This window comes from Arthrobacter sp. ISL-72, assembly GCF_018613755.1.
Lineage (GTDB): Bacteria > Actinomycetota > Actinomycetes > Actinomycetales > Micrococcaceae > Arthrobacter.
Map to the genome: position 1 here is coordinate 20,224 of NZ_JAGGPP010000015.1, position 12,404 is coordinate 32,627.

The 12,404-nt window shown below is 66.6% G+C and carries 16 protein-coding genes and 1 pseudogene; 7 read left to right on the plus strand and 10 right to left on the minus strand.

Going from position 1 to position 12,404, the window contains the following annotated elements:
* Positions 1–127: 127 nt before the first annotated feature.
* From J7I92_RS14440 to J7I92_RS14470, 7 genes are all read right to left on the minus strand, one after another.
* Complete coding sequence (locus tag J7I92_RS14440) at positions 128–604, minus strand: universal stress protein (RefSeq protein ID WP_214841541.1); 477 nt, start codon at positions 602–604, stop codon at positions 128–130.
* An 8-nt stretch (positions 605–612) separates the two neighbouring features.
* Positions 613–1,047 carry a low molecular weight phosphatase family protein gene (locus J7I92_RS14445; RefSeq protein WP_214841543.1) on the minus strand — a complete coding sequence of 145 codons (435 nt, stop codon included), beginning with the start codon at positions 1,045–1,047 and terminating at the stop codon, positions 613–615.
* Positions 1,044–1,706 carry an arsenate reductase ArsC gene (locus J7I92_RS14450; RefSeq protein ID WP_214841545.1) on the minus strand — a complete coding sequence of 221 codons (663 nt, stop codon included), beginning with the start codon at positions 1,704–1,706 and terminating at the stop codon, positions 1,044–1,046. Before J7I92_RS14450 ends, J7I92_RS14445 begins: the two co-directional genes overlap by 4 nt.
* A gap of 38 nt (positions 1,707–1,744) precedes the next feature.
* On the minus strand, positions 1,745–3,130 hold the full coding sequence (locus J7I92_RS14455) for an FAD-dependent oxidoreductase (protein WP_214841547.1): 1,386 nt from the start codon (positions 3,128–3,130) through the stop codon (positions 1,745–1,747).
* 165 nt (positions 3,131–3,295) lie between these two features.
* Entirely contained in the window at positions 3,296–4,309 is a 1,014-nt protein-coding gene (gene trxB, locus J7I92_RS14460; protein WP_214841550.1) for a thioredoxin-disulfide reductase, read from the minus strand.
* A gap of 30 nt (positions 4,310–4,339) precedes the next feature.
* A complete protein-coding gene (locus tag J7I92_RS14465) occupies positions 4,340–4,762 on the minus strand; it encodes an arsenate reductase ArsC (protein WP_214841551.1) in 423 nt (140 codons plus the stop codon).
* A gap of 178 nt (positions 4,763–4,940) precedes the next feature.
* The gene (locus J7I92_RS14470) at positions 4,941–5,615 is read right to left on the minus strand and encodes an ArsR family transcriptional regulator (RefSeq protein WP_214841553.1); all 675 of its coding nucleotides are present in this window, start codon (positions 5,613–5,615) and stop codon (positions 4,941–4,943) included.
* Between the two features lie 45 nt (positions 5,616–5,660).
* Between J7I92_RS14470 and J7I92_RS14475 the strand changes: the two genes are divergently transcribed.
* The 5 genes from J7I92_RS14475 to J7I92_RS14495 all read left to right on the plus strand — a co-directional run bounded on the left by J7I92_RS14475 (position 5,661) and on the right by J7I92_RS14495 (position 8,425).
* The gene (locus J7I92_RS14475) at positions 5,661–6,401 is read left to right on the plus strand and encodes an aquaporin (protein WP_214841556.1); all 741 of its coding nucleotides are present in this window, start codon (positions 5,661–5,663) and stop codon (positions 6,399–6,401) included.
* Complete coding sequence (locus J7I92_RS14480; protein ID WP_214841557.1) at positions 6,398–6,805, plus strand: low molecular weight phosphatase family protein; 408 nt, start codon at positions 6,398–6,400, stop codon at positions 6,803–6,805. The genes J7I92_RS14475 and J7I92_RS14480 overlap by 4 nt, the downstream gene beginning before the upstream one ends.
* Before the next feature lie 71 nt (positions 6,806–6,876).
* The gene (locus tag J7I92_RS14485) at positions 6,877–7,224 is read left to right on the plus strand and encodes a helix-turn-helix transcriptional regulator (protein WP_214841559.1); all 348 of its coding nucleotides are present in this window, start codon (positions 6,877–6,879) and stop codon (positions 7,222–7,224) included.
* A 56-nt stretch (positions 7,225–7,280) separates the two neighbouring features.
* Positions 7,281–7,772 (plus strand): GNAT family N-acetyltransferase, encoded by a 492-nt coding sequence (locus J7I92_RS14490; RefSeq protein WP_214841560.1) that lies wholly within the window; start codon positions 7,281–7,283, stop codon positions 7,770–7,772.
* Positions 7,769–8,425 carry an MFS transporter gene (locus J7I92_RS14495; RefSeq protein WP_214841561.1) on the plus strand — a complete coding sequence of 219 codons (657 nt, stop codon included), beginning with the start codon at positions 7,769–7,771 and terminating at the stop codon, positions 8,423–8,425. The genes J7I92_RS14490 and J7I92_RS14495 overlap by 4 nt, the downstream gene beginning before the upstream one ends.
* On the opposite strand, the gene J7I92_RS14500 is transcribed toward J7I92_RS14495, so the two are convergent.
* From J7I92_RS14500 to J7I92_RS14505, 3 genes and pseudogenes are all read right to left on the minus strand, one after another.
* Positions 8,371–9,222: a YncE family protein gene (locus J7I92_RS14500; RefSeq protein ID WP_214841562.1), complete on the minus strand. Its 852-nt coding sequence runs from the start codon at positions 9,220–9,222 to the stop codon at positions 8,371–8,373. The two genes, J7I92_RS14495 and J7I92_RS14500, sit on opposite strands and share 55 nt — an antisense overlap.
* Before the next feature lie 356 nt (positions 9,223–9,578).
* Positions 9,579–9,667: pseudogene (locus J7I92_RS24645) on the minus strand (recombinase family protein); the annotation flags it as partial.
* An 82-nt stretch (positions 9,668–9,749) separates the two neighbouring features.
* Positions 9,750–10,295, minus strand: a complete 546-nt coding sequence (locus tag J7I92_RS14505) for a chlorite dismutase family protein (protein WP_214841563.1) — start codon at positions 10,293–10,295, stop codon at positions 9,750–9,752.
* Positions 10,296–10,752: 457 nt separating this feature from the next.
* On the opposite strand from J7I92_RS14505, the gene J7I92_RS14510 reads away from it, so the two are divergent.
* Both J7I92_RS14510 and J7I92_RS14515 read left to right on the plus strand, forming a co-directional pair.
* Positions 10,753–11,826 (plus strand): TDT family transporter, encoded by a 1,074-nt coding sequence (locus J7I92_RS14510; protein ID WP_311380364.1) that lies wholly within the window; start codon positions 10,753–10,755, stop codon positions 11,824–11,826.
* A gap of 148 nt (positions 11,827–11,974) precedes the next feature.
* Positions 11,975–12,322: a cytoplasmic protein gene (locus J7I92_RS14515; RefSeq protein WP_214841564.1), complete on the plus strand. Its 348-nt coding sequence runs from the start codon at positions 11,975–11,977 to the stop codon at positions 12,320–12,322.
* Positions 12,323–12,404 lie beyond the last annotated feature (82 nt).

Genomic DNA, 12,404 nt, shown 5'->3' on the forward strand with positions numbered 1-12,404 from the left:
GCCAAGCCGCGACCACCCGAAACCCTCAATCTCACGGTTACTGGATCGTGTTCAGGAGCACCTACAAGGCTGGAGGCCTGTCCTGGGCAGTGGTGGGACGGTTCCATCTGCCCGCAGAAAATCGCCATTATTTGTTGTCGGGGACTATGAGGATTGGATGCTGCTGACCGTGGGTGAGGGATGCCGATACGGATCCTTCAAGGAGTCTGTCCATCCTTGCCAGGGATCCTGGTCGGTCAGCCCCCACGATGAGCAAGGAAGCTTCTGTGTTTTCGGCCAGGCGGCTGAGTGCCTTGGAAACGTCGCCGTTGAGCACGCGGAAGGACCATTGTTCTCCGGGTTGCCCGAGAATGGATTCCAGGCGGCGCAGGAGTTCGTCGGCGGGATATTCGGCCTCTTCGTTGACGGCCGGATCGAGTGAACGGGCTGTCCGTGAGCCGTCCGGTTCCCATTCAATGAGGTAGCCGGCGGGGTCCACGAAGGCACAAATTAGATGCTGTCCCAGATTGGCCCCGAGGTCCGCTGCGGTCCGTACCAGGTGCTCTGGAAAGTCCCAACCGACGCCGACCAGGATTGGCCCGTCCAGACCTCGCTCATCGAACATGGGACCGGCTAGTTCCCGGTGAGTTCCGTGTAGAGCTTCTGGACGCGGTTCTTGATGTCGTCCCGGACCAGGCGCATGCGTTCCATGCCTTCGATGCCGCGTTCGGAGGGCTCGTCCGTTTCCCAGATTTCGAAGCGTGTGCCTTCGTGGGGTTCGAGTTTGGCTTCGGTGCCGAGGATGATGACGGCGTCCGCGGCCTCCAGTACCTCGTCGGTGACGGGTTTGGGGTGTTCGCCTGTGATGTCGATGCCGAGTTCGGTCAGGGACTCGACGGCTTGGGGATTGAGGGAGTTGCCCGGCTTGGTGCCAGCGGAGTACACGGTGACATCGCCGTGGGCGAGCTGGTTCATCAGCCCGGCGGCGAGCTGGGACTTCCCGCCGTTCTTGCTGCACACGAAGAGCACGGCAGGTGTCTTGGCTGCGCTGGTGTTGTCGTCGGTCATGGGAGTTCTGTTTCCTTTGTGAGCAGGGAGGTGACCAGGGTTTTGACCCGGTCGTGGATCTGGTCCCGGATGTCGCGGATCGTGTCGAGGGGTTGGCCGGCGGGGTCCGTCAGGTCCCAGTCTTCGTAGCGTTTGCCCGGGTAGATCGGGCAGGAATCACCGCATCCCATCGTGATCACCACGTCGGAGGCGCGCACGACGTCGTCGGTCAGCGGCTTCGGGTAGTCCTTGGTGAGGTCCAGCCCCATTTCGGACATCACGGTCAGGACGGCGGGGTCGAGTTCGGCCGCCGGCAGGGACCCGGCGGAGCGGACATGGATCCTGCCCTTGGCTTCGACGGTGAGCAGGGCGGCGGCCATCTGGGACCATCCGGCGTTTTGTACGCAGACGAACAGCACTTCGGGCGCTTTGCTGGCGGTGGCGCCCTTGGACTTGGCCAGGGCGGCCAGCCGGTCGTTCGCGAAGTGTTCGGTCGTGGCAGGGAGGTAGGCGGTGATCTTGGCGGTCCGGGCCAGTGCGGTGTAGGACTCGAAGACGTAGCGTTCGACGGTTTCGGTCGCGAAGATCCCGGTGAACCGGTCCGCGAGGCGGTTGCTGATGCGGTGCAGGAGTTCGGTGTTGTCCTGCAGTCCCAGGCCTGTTTCACGGTTTTCAGTCATGAGCACTCCAATGGTCGTGTCTTGCTGGCGGTTTCGGGTCAGTTGTTGCCGGAGCGGCCGTGGGCCAGGCCTGTGGGGAAGCCGATCAGGACCGGTTCGGGTGCTGCGCAGCATCCGCTCTCCGTGGACGCTTCGGCTGCTTTCCCGGAAGGTGCCGGGACGTCGCAGCTGGTGCCGGCGTCGGTGGAGCAGACACCGGTTTCGGGGAGCTCGAGGTGGACGGTGTCGGCGGCCTCGCGGTCACCGGCGAGGGCGGCCGTGACGGAGCGGACCTGTTCGTAGCCGGTGGCCAGCAGGAAGGTCGGTGCCCGGCCGTAGGACTTCATCCCCACGATGTAGAAGTCCTTGTCCGGGTGGGCGAGGAGCTTTGCGCCGTGGGGCGGGACGGTGCCGCAGGAGTGGAATTCGGGGTCGATCAGGGGGCCGAGTTCCAGCGGCGCCTCGACGGCGGGGTCGAGGTTGAGCCGGAGTTCGCGCAGGATGTCCAAGTCTGGCCGGAAGCCTGTGCAGGGTACGACGACGTCGGCTTCGACGGTGCGGCCGTCCACAGCACTGATGGTGACCGAAGAGTCCAGCGCTTTGAAGGAGTTGATGCCGAAGCCGGTGTGCAGTTCGATTTTTCCGGCCTCCACGAGTCGGCGGAGTCGGGAGCCGAGCTGGCCGCGGGCGGGCAGGCCGTCGGCGTCGCCGCCGCCGTAGACCTTCTCCGCTGACGGGCCTCGGACTGCCCAGAGGATTCGGGTGTCCGGTTCCTCCTTGGCCAGGTCGGCGAGGTTGATCAGGGTGTTGGCGGCGGAGTGGCCTGCGCCAACGACCAGGACGCGGCGTCCGGCGAAGGCTGCGCGGTCGCGGCCGGTGACGTCAGGAAGTGGTGCGGAAATCCGGGAGCCGGCGGTGTCTTCGCCGATGGCAGGCAGTCCGGAGGTGCCGAGCGGGTTGCGGGTGGACCAGGTGCCGGAGGCGTCGATGACCGCGGCGACGGTGTGGTCGCGGGTCTCGCCGTTCGCATGCAGCACCCGGACGGTGAAGGGTGTAGTGTCTCGGTCCTTGACGTGGGTCTTGTCCAGGCCCTGCCGGGTCACGGCCACGACCCGTGCGCCGGTCTCCAGGCGCGACGCGATCTGGGGCAGCGCGGCCAAAGGCGCGAGGTAGTTGTCGATGAGTTCCCCGCCGTACGGAAGTGCGGTGGGCCGGGGCGTTTCCCAGCCAGTGGCTTCGAGGAGCCGGACTGCGGCGGCGTCGGTATTGAACCGCCAGGGTGAGAACAGCCGGATGTGGCGCCACTGCTCGATCGCTGCGCCCGCGCTCGGGCCTGCCTCAAAGACCAGGGGCTCCAGGCCGCGTTCGAGCAGGTGGGCCGCGGCGGCCAACCCGACGGGGCCTGCTCCGATCACTGCAACGGGAAGGCTTGTGGCTGATTCCATGCTGTCCTCTTCTCTCTCCTGGTTCTTGTGGGTGGGGTGACCTGTCGGCCCGGTTGGGGCCGGCAGGCAGCGGGGGTCAGCAGCAGTCCTGATCGTCGTCGCAGCAGCCTGAGTCGCTGCAGCAGCCTGTCGTCATTGAGCTCACCTCCGCCCCTGCCCGGGGGTTTAGGCGTGGGTGGGTTCCTCCACCAGGGCGGTGGCGATGCTGTCCGCGTCCTCTAACGCGGCGAGGTAACGTTCGGCGTCCAGGGCGGCGGCGCAGCCGGTGCCGGCGGCGGTGATGGCCTGGCGGTAGCGGTGGTCCACGGCATCCCCACAGGCAAACACGCCGGTCAGGTTGGTGCAGGTGGTGGGCGAGTCGACCTTGATGTAGCCGTCCGAGTCGAGCTCCACCTGCCCTGCCACCAGTTCGGTGCGGGGCATGTGCCCGATCGCCACGAAGAGCCCGGTGGCGGCCTGTTCCCGTGTTTCGCCGGTGCGGGTGTCCTTCAGCGTCACGCCGCTGACCTTGCCGTCACCGTGGATGGCGCTGACGGCCGAGTGCCAGGCGAAGCTGATCTTCGGGTTGTCCTTGGCCCGCTGCGCCATGATGCGGGAGGCCCGCAGCTCGCCCTTGCGGACCACGACGGTGACGGTCTTGCCGAAGCGCGTCAGGAAGGTGGCTTCCTCCATGGCGGAGTCGCCGCCGCCGACGACGATGATGTCCTGGTCGCGGAAGAAAAAGCCGTCGCACGTGGCACACCAGGAGACCCCGTGGCCGCTGAACTTCTTCTCCTCAGCCAGGCCGAGTTCCTTGTACGCGGAGCCGGTGGCCAGGATGACGGCCGGGGCCTCGTAGGTCTCGCCGCCGCCGGTGACCACGCGCTTGAGGTGACCCTTCAGCTGGACCTCGGTGGCGTCGTCGAACACCACCTGCGCGCCGAACTTCTCCGCCTGCTGCTGCAGGCCGTCCATGAGCTCCGGGCCTTGGATGCCCTCCGGGAACCCGGGGAAGTTCTCCACTTCCGTGGTGTTCATCAGCGCTCCACCGGCAGTGACCGAGCCGGCAAGGACCAGGGGCTTCAGGCCGGCGCGGGCGGCGTAGGTCGCCGCAGTGTAGCCGGCCGGGCCCGAGCCGATGATGATCAGCTGTTCGGTGTTGACTGCCTTGGGGCTCTTGGCGCTGTCTTTGGTGCTCACGTGGTGCTCCTGGGAGTCGGGAGGGGCGTTTTACTTGGCGGCGGGGGCCAGGGAGTCGATCAGGCCCTCGATGCGGGTCTTGATCTCGTCGCGGATCGGTCGAACGGACTCCACGCCCTTGCCGGCCGGATCCTCCAGGACCCAGTCCTCGTAGCGCTTGCCGGGGAAGTAGGGGCATTCGTCGCCGCAGCCCATCGTGATCACGACATCGGATTCCTTGACGGCCTCGGTGGTGAGGACCTTCGGGACCTCGGCGGACATGTCGATGCCCAGCTCTGCCATGGCCTCGACCGCGGCCGGGTTGATCTTGTCGGCGGGCTGGGAACCGGCGGAGCGGACCTCGATCTCACCCTTGCCCAGGGTGGTCAGAAAGGCGGCGGCCATCTGGGAGCGGCCGGCGTTGTGGACGCAGACGAACAGGACGGAGGGCTTCTTGGCGGTTTCGGTACTCACGGGGATTCTCCTGATGTTGATGTTGATAACGGTCGGGTAGTACTGGCCTCGTTGATGTCTCCGTGCTCGCCGTCGACCATCGAATATATTGATGATGGTCGATATATGGAGTATCACCGCGACATTGATGGATGTCAATATTTGGTTTCAAGCCGCTTCGCCTGGGGGTGAGCGGAGGTCAGGCCGCGGTAAGGCGCGGCACGAGGTCATCGATGCGGTGGGAGATGTCCTCGTAGGCGTGCTCGAAGGCTTCCGGGGTTCCCAGCCGGACGGGATCGGGGACGGACCAATGCACGCCGCCGAGGCCGGTCAGTTCCTCGTGGGCGTTGTCGCACACGGTCACGATGAAGTCCCCTTCCCCCAAGACCTGGTCGAGGCGGCGAGGTGCCGCGTCCGGCAGGTTGAGGCCGTGGCGGCTGGCGACACCGATGGCGCCCGGGGCGATCCGGTCCGCGGGATGTGTTCCCGCGGAGGCGGAGGGGATTTCACTGACCTGCTGCCAGAGCGCGGCAGCCAGCTGGGACCGGGCGCTGTTTCGGGTGCAGACGAAAACAATGCGGCGGGTGCCGTATTCAGCCCCCGGGACCAGCCCGTCCAGGGCGCCGACGGCGAGCCGGATGTAGCTTCGGCGCCTGTCCGCCTCCGAGCGGTGCCGGGTCACCAGCTGCGCGTCCTCCAGGGTGCGCAGATGGTGGGAGAGCAGGTTCGACGCCATTCCCAGCTCGGCCTGAAGCTCCGTCGGGGACAGGTCCCCCAGAGTCAGCAGGTCCACGATGCGCAGGCGTGCTGCGTCAGACAGGGCAGCATGCTTGGCGACCCGCGCCCCGAACTGGTCCATCCGCTCAGTATCCATTGCCTCAAGTTTGACTGAGGTAATCCTTTGCGTCAAGCTGGTTCCATGAATTCCTCCCAGCCGCCGCTGTGGCGCCGTGCCATCGCCGAACTGCTCGGCACCAGCCTTCTCGTGACCATCGTCGTCGGCTCCGGGATCGCCGCCGAACAGCTCTCTCCGGGCGACGTCGGCCTGCAGCTGCTCGAAAACAGCACCGCCACCGTATTCGGCCTGACCGTGCTGATTCTGGTGCTCGGACCGGTCAGCGGCGCCCACTTCAACCCCGTGGTCTCACTGGCCGACTGGATCCTCGGTCGGCGCAGCGGCGCGGGGCTGACCCTGCCGGAGCTCGGCACGTACGTGGCCGCCCAGACCGTCGGCGCGGTCAGCGGCAGCGTGCTCGCTAACGCCATGTTCGACGTGGGAACCTCCATGTCCAGCAAGGAGCGCGTGACCGGCGGGCATCTTCTCGGCGAGGTCGTCGCCACCGCCGGGCTGATCCTTCTGATCTTGGCCCTGGCCCGCACCTCCCGCGGCGTCCTCGCGGCCCCGGCTGTCGGTGCCTACATCGGAGCCGCCTACTGGTTCACGTCCTCGACCTCGTTCGCGAACCCGGCCGTGACCGTTGGCCGCATGTTCAGCGACACCTTCGCCGGCATCGCACCGGGCTCCGTGCCGGGCTTCGTCCTCGCACAGCTGATCGGCGCGGCCGCGGGAATGGGTCTGCTGCTTCTCCTGTTCCCGTCCGCGGGCCGCTCCGCCGACGATGTTGTCATTCCCCATCACGCCGAAAAGTCCGGCTCATGACCGGCGGCTCCGTGGGCAAACAAGTCATCCTGTTCCTGTGTGAGCACAACGCGGGCCGCTCCCAGCTCGCCTCAGCCCTCATGGCACACCGGACCAACGACCGGTTCGAGGTCCGCTCCGCCGGCACCGACCCGTCCGAACAGGTCAGCGAAGCCGTGGCCGCCTCACTGGGCGAACTCGGCATCGACATCAGCGGCCGCATCCCGCGGCGCGTCACCGAAGCCGACCTGCGCGAGGCCGACCTCGTCGTGACAATGAAGCCCGGACTCAGACTCCCGGCCACGCCGGCCGGACGGCTGGTCGGCTGGTCCTTCCCGGACCCGCTGGGCTGGGACATTGACGGCGTCCGGCCGCTGCGGGACCAGATCGACGCCGCCGTCCAGGAACTCGCCAGCCAGCTCTGAAGAAGCTGGCGCGCCCGCCCCCGCTCCACCTCGTATATTGATGAAGGTCAATGTGGAGGCATAATGGGGACATGAACTCATCGCAGGCAGTAGCACCGGAGCTGGATGCCTCCTGCTGCCCGCCGCCGGCAGCCGCGTTGAGCGCGGAGGACGCGCGGCAGAAAGCCCTCGTCTTCAAGGCACTATCCGATCCGAACCGTTTGCGGCTGCTCTCCTTCGTCAAGGCAGATGAATCCGGTGAGTCCTGCGTGTGCGACCTGACAGAACCGCTCGATCTTGGCCAGCCCACCGTCTCACACCATTTGAAGATCCTGGTCGACGCAGGCCTGCTGCACCGCCAAAAACGCGGCACCTGGGCCTACTACTCCCTCGTCCCGGGCGCGCTGGAGCGGGCCGCCGGACTCCTCACCGGCCTGTGACCGCCCCGGCCCCGCAGGGGGCAGCCGCACCCGGCACGCCAGTTGCTGTCCCGCCCATGCGCGCCGAGGATTGGGAGGCCATCCGCTCCATCTACGCTGCCGGTATCGCCACCGGACAGGCGACCTTCGAAAGCGAACCGCCAACAGGGGAGGCCTTCGACGCCGGCCGGCTCTGCGGCCACCGGCTCGTCGCCGAAGACCTGGGCCTGGTTCTGGGCTGGGCCGCGGTCTCCCCGGTTTCCGCCCGGGAGGTGTGCCGGGGCGTCGTGGAGCACTCCATCTACATCGCACCCCAGGCCCGCGGACGCGGCGTAGGGCGGATCCTGCTCGGGGCACTGATCGACTCGACCGAGGCCGGCGGGATCTGGACCATCCAGTCCAGCATCTTGCCCGAAAACACCGCCAGCCTGTTCCTGCACGAGCGGCTCGGGTTCCGCGTCGTCGGCGTCCGGGAGAAGATTGCCCGCATGGGCCACGGCCCGAACGCCGGGCACTGGCAGGACACGCTGCTCCTGGAACGGCGCAGCGCGCTCACCGGCACCCAATGAGCGACCGGCCCCGCGGCGGCCTGGCCGCCCTGTGCATCGCACAGACCACCAGCTGGGGGCTGCTGTACTACTCACTTCCCGTCTCCATCCGCCCGATCACCGACGACACCGGCTGGTCCGACACCGCCATCACGGCAGCGTTTTCCGCCGGGCTGATCGTCTCGGCCCTGGCCGGAATCCGGGTCGGGCGGATCCTGGACCGCCACGGCCCGCGCCTGGTCATGACCGCCGGCGCCGTGCTCGGCACCGCGGCCCTCGTCCTGGTCGGCACCGCCCCGGCCCTGCCCTGGTTCATCGCCGCCTGGCTGGTCGCCGGTCCGTCCGCTGACCGCCCCGACCTTGGTGGCAGGCTTCGCCGCCACGGTGTTCGCGCCGCCGACCGCCACCTCAACGAACAGCTCGGCTGGCGTGGGACCTACCTTGTGCTCGCCGGGATCATGGCCGCCGTCACAGTCCCGTTACACTGGTTCTTCCTCAACGCCCGCTGGTCCCACTCCCCGCGCAGGGACATCACCAGCGCCATGCACCAAAGTTACAACGCTGCCGCTACGGCTTCGATCGGCCACGAGCCCTCTTCTACCTACACGCTCCAGGCCGCTCACTCGTCCTTGAAAAGCAGCACGCGCCCGCCCTTGGCATCACAGGTCCAGTAGTAGGGGCCTTCGGCGCCGAGGCAGTGGCCAACCTCGGGTACCCGAACTTTCCGGACTTCTTTCAAGCCCTGCCGTGTGGCCTCGAGGACGGCGATCGTGGTGCCCGGGTCGCTGCGGACGTAGAAGTGGTTGCGCTCAGATGAGTACGCCGGCAGGGATTCCCCGCCACCGAGCGCGTACTCATCGATCAGGTGCCCGTCGGAGGTGTCCAGCAGCGTCACCTTACCGTCCTTTGCGCAGCTGGCCAGCACGAGGCCGTCGCGTTCATCGACGCGCGGGAATCCGTGGGTCCCGTTGCACCCGCTGGGCCAACGTGCGGTCACCGTCCGCGTTGCGGTGTCGATCTTGGCCACCTCGTCGCCGGCATGCGTGTAGGCCGTGGACCCGTCCACGGTGAGGGTGAGTCCCTCGGCTCCGCCGGGGACGGGGATGAAGTCGGTCCGGTGGGGTGCGTCATCGAGGGTCTCACCCACAGCGAAGATCTCGATACGTTCCTCGGCGGGTTCGCTGACCCACAGCTCCCTGGTGGCCGCGACGTAGCGGAGGTAGTCCGGTCGAGCGGAAGGCGTGACCGAAGACTTTACCTGGCCGCCAGGATCGAGGACCTGGATTCGAGGTCCGGACCGATCCAGCACGAAGAGCGCTCCGGCTCCGGCGTCCACCGAATCAGCGCTGCCGTCGTACTGCACGCGTGTGGCTTTCGCAGCGGCGGGGTCAACGCGGTAGAGCCCTTCGCCTCGGGCGGGAACGAGGACCTGGCCCAGCTCCGGGGAGTACACCACGTCGTCGAAATCCACGCTACTGCCTGCTTCCGGTAGTTCGATCACCCGAGCCGAGGGATCAACTGGAGTGTTCGAGCTGCATCCACTCAGGCCCAGAGCCATCGCTGTCGACCCGACCAATGACGTGTCATGCGCATCTTGGTCTCCCTTTGAATACCGGCCCCGCCACTCTCTCCTCCAACGAGGAGGGTGTCAAGGGACACAAGCATCGTCCTCCTGCGTCGACTCGCCTATCTAACCGGTCACGCGCCGAGCTCCAAAAGTACCCTTCATGGGATGGAGAGGTCTGCCGATGTCGAATCCAACTCAGTTCCAGATTCCTGGAACTGAGTTCCATAAGGGCTTTCCAGCATCGACAGCACACCGGGCATCTACCGTGATATTAGCTTTTGGCCGTCCGGGCGGGTTCGCCTGCAGGCGAGACATGCCTGTAGAGGGTTTGTCGGGTGATGCCGAGTTCGCCACGAACGCGGACACCGTCAGGGCCACCAGCCCCAAAGGGTGCGGTGCGCCGATCACGCTGGTCCCGCCGGCCGTAGTAGCTACTGCTCGAGGCGGATGTCGACCTCGCGCTCGACGAAAGTCCATTCCTCGGTCGCTCGGAGCATGGTGACCAGTTCGTCGAACCCAGCTTCCTCGGCAGGGGCGAACTCGAACCACGTCAGGAAATCGAACGGCTCACCGAGGTCCCTGCTGTGGTGGAGCCGGCGTGCCACGGCCGGCAGGTACTTCAAGCCGATGGCAATGTGCTGGGAGTGTTCCTCGACGATCGCCCGCCGCTCGTCTTGTGAAAGCGCCCACCACGCCTGCGATTTCTTGATCGGGATGAGGGCGGCGCGGGTCGCCTCTCGCCGCCCGAGGCGCGGCGAACGGGACACCAGTTCGTCGTGCTCCCGCTTCGTGACGTACCTCTCGTGACTGACCACGCCGCGCAGCGCCCAGGCAGCTGCCTCAGGAGCGGCCCGCCCGCCCTCGAGGACCGCGACACGCTCGACCGTCGGAAGAGGCGCCCCCTGCACTGCGGAGGTACCACGCACGCGCCAGGCGCCCTCGTGGCCTCCTGCGAACACAACCGGAAGAATGGGCATGCCTCATAGTAGGGGCAAGCGGCCGCCGACACCCAAACAGCTGCGGCCGGCGGTGGTGGACGCCCTCTTAGGAACGCGTATTTTCTGCGAATGATCAAACAACCCCGAAGTGTGTCCGATTCATCCCTGGTCGACTCCGCTAACGTTCAGCCCCGCGCCGTCCACAGGAGCCGCCCGCCCGGGTCGGCAGGGTCATCGAGCAGCCATGGACATGGCCGCACCCGAACCGGTAGAGGAGGCGATTTTGTTCCCCCCGAACCCGCTGCAGCATAATCAGATAACTCACCCTGCACGGTGTCGGGAAAATCCACCACTTGGCGGGGCGTAACCAGCATGGAAGGTAGGGGGAACACTGCTGCCGATCACTGACGAACCACACACCACACCACCGGCACAGGCCCGTGACCGCGGCGCCGGGAACCGGCGGATACTGCGCCGTCTGGACAAGCCCGCAGACGTGTTCGCCAACCTGGCCCCTAACTGGTTCGCTTCCATCATGGGCACCGGTATCGTCGCCACGGCGGCCGCGACACTTCCCTTGCAGTTCCCCGGTCTGCGCACCGGAGCCACAATCGTGTGGGCATTGGCCTCCACGCTGCTGGTCCTGCTGATCGCTGCCACCGGGGTGCACTGGATCCGGCACCCGGTCACCGCCAGAAGCCACCACAGCCACCCAGTAACGGCGCATTTCTACGGCGCACCGCCCATGGCCCTGCTCACCGTCGGCGCCGGAACCCTCCTGCTGGGCCAGGACATCCTGGGCGAACAGCTCGCCGTCGGCATCGATGCGGTGCTGTGGATCGCCGGTACCGTGCTGGGCCTGGCCAGCGCGGCCGCCGTCCCGTACCTGCAGTTCACCCGGCACCAAGTCACACAGGACAGCGCGTTCGGCGGCTGGCTGATGCCCGTCGTCCCCCCGATGGTCTCGGCTTCCACCGGGGCCCTGCTGCTGCCCTACGTCCCCGCCGGTCAGCCGCGGCTGACCCTGCTGATGGCCTGCTACGCGATGTTCGGACTGAGCCTGCTGCCCTCCATCATCATCACCACCCTGATCTGGAACCGGCTCGCCGCACACAAAACCGGCGCCGCCGCGGCCGTACCCACCCTATGGATCGTCCTGGGACCCCTGGGACAATCCATCACCGCAGCCAACCTCCTGGGCGGAAACGCCCACCTCGCCACCTCCGGAGCCCTGGCCCAGGCGATGGAAGCCTTCGGTGTCCTCTACGGGGTTCCGGTCCTGGGCTTCGCCCTCATGTGGGCCGTCATTGCAACCGCCATCACCATCCGCACCGCCCGCCAGGGCCTGCCCTTCTCCCTGACGTGGTGGTCCTTCACCTTCCCCATCGGAACCTGCGTCACCAGCCTGAGCGGGCTCGCCGCCCACACACACCTGGCCGTGTTCGAAGGTATGGCCGTCGCCAGCTACGCACTCCTCGTCGCCGCCTGGGCCATCGTCGCCGCCCGGACCTTCCACGGAAGCATCCTCCAAGGCACCCTCTTCCAGAAGCCCCCCACGACCGCGCTGTGAGGGGCCGCTGCGGAGCTCTTGAGGTATTGTATTTGGCCCGGCGGCGGCCCTGGTTCTCTAGTCTTGGGGTTCAGTGTCAGCGCCCGTGCGTTTATCAGGGACTTCGAATCCTCTGGTCCTTGTGCCTGTGTAGGCGTATATTCCGTCCATGGAGAACGATCCCGCTGCGACGAATCCGGAAAACTACCGAGTGGCCTTTGAAAACGAACGCGTCCGTGTGCTTGAGTACAACGACGCGCCCGGGCACACGACCACGGAGCATAGCCACTCCGACAGCGTAATGATTACGGTGAGTGCCTTCCGTCGCCGTATTTCCTCCAACGAAAAGCTCGTGGATGTGGAGCTACCCGCCGGAGTCGCCCGGTGGTTGCCGGCGCAGCACCATTCCGGAAAAAACATTGGAGAAACAAATACCCACACGTTCTTCGTTGAGCTCAAGGAATCCGCGCGGCCTGCAGGCGACGAGACGGAGAAACTGGGACCAAGCGACTCCTAGGAGATGTTCCCCGGCCCTCCCAACCCTGCCCCTCATGCCCTAATGAAACGTGCAGCTTTACACCTGGCCCACGGGTTGGTGC

Excerpts from the sequence above, each read along its gene's own strand:
- J7I92_RS14475 (WP_214841556.1), top strand. The coding sequence starts at position 5,661 with ATGAATTCCTCCCAGCCGCCGCTGTGGCGCCGTGCCATCGCCGAACTG.
- J7I92_RS14495 (WP_214841561.1), top strand. The coding sequence starts at position 7,769 with ATGAGCGACCGGCCCCGCGGCGGCCTGGCCGCCCTGTGCATCGCACAG.
- J7I92_RS14515 (WP_214841564.1), top strand. The coding sequence starts at position 11,975 with ATGGAGAACGATCCCGCTGCGACGAATCCGGAAAACTACCGAGTGGCC.
- J7I92_RS14485 (WP_214841559.1), top strand. The coding sequence starts at position 6,877 with ATGAACTCATCGCAGGCAGTAGCACCGGAGCTGGATGCCTCCTGCTGC.
- J7I92_RS14445 (WP_214841543.1), bottom strand. The coding sequence starts at position 1,047 with ATGACCGACGACAACACCAGCGCAGCCAAGACACCTGCCGTGCTCTTC.
- J7I92_RS14455 (WP_214841547.1), bottom strand. The coding sequence starts at position 3,130 with ATGGAATCAGCCACAAGCCTTCCCGTTGCAGTGATCGGAGCAGGCCCC.
- J7I92_RS14505 (WP_214841563.1), bottom strand. The coding sequence starts at position 10,295 with ATGCCCATTCTTCCGGTTGTGTTCGCAGGAGGCCACGAGGGCGCCTGG.
- J7I92_RS14470 (WP_214841553.1), bottom strand. The coding sequence starts at position 5,615 with ATGGATACTGAGCGGATGGACCAGTTCGGGGCGCGGGTCGCCAAGCAT.
- J7I92_RS14480 (WP_214841557.1), top strand. The coding sequence starts at position 6,398 with ATGACCGGCGGCTCCGTGGGCAAACAAGTCATCCTGTTCCTGTGTGAG.
- J7I92_RS14440 (WP_214841541.1), bottom strand. The coding sequence starts at position 604 with ATGTTCGATGAGCGAGGTCTGGACGGGCCAATCCTGGTCGGCGTCGGT.
- J7I92_RS14450 (WP_214841545.1), bottom strand. The coding sequence starts at position 1,706 with ATGACTGAAAACCGTGAAACAGGCCTGGGACTGCAGGACAACACCGAA.
- J7I92_RS14490 (WP_214841560.1), top strand. The coding sequence starts at position 7,281 with ATGCGCGCCGAGGATTGGGAGGCCATCCGCTCCATCTACGCTGCCGGT.